This window comes from Bacillus sp. L_1B0_5, from assembly GCF_000836715.1.
GTDB lineage: Bacteria > Bacillota > Bacilli > Bacillales > Bacillaceae_G > Bacillus_A > Bacillus_A thuringiensis_S.
In genome coordinates this window covers 1-261 of record NZ_JXIS01000258.1, presented here as the reverse complement: position 1 = coordinate 261, position 261 = coordinate 1, and the positions used below count along the sequence as shown (strand labels likewise).

Below are 261 nucleotides of genomic sequence, written 5' to 3'. Positions count from 1 at the left end.
CGACCCCGGTCGGGACCGCCATTTTAACTTCTGCTAATTGGCAGTTGTTTTTTATTGGACATTATGGTACAATAACATTTGTCTTTGAAAATAAGATATTTTTTCGATGGGCTATAGCCAAGCGGTAAGGCAACGGACTTTGACTCCGTCATGCGCTGGTTCGAATCCAGCTAGCCCAGCCATTTACGAGCCATTAGCTCAGTTGGTAGAGCATCTGACTTTTAATCAGAGGGTCGAAGGTTCGAATCCTTCATGGCTCAC

General features: G+C 45.2%; 2 tRNA genes. Both read left to right on the top strand.

Going from position 1 to position 261, the window contains the following annotated elements:
* The first annotated feature begins 107 nt into the window (after nucleotides 1-107).
* Nucleotides 108-182, top strand: a tRNA-Gln gene (locus tag RT27_RS32255).
* Between the two features lie 5 nt (nucleotides 183-187).
* A tRNA-Lys gene (locus RT27_RS32250) sits at nucleotides 188-260 on the top strand.
* Nucleotide 261 lies beyond the last annotated feature (1 nt).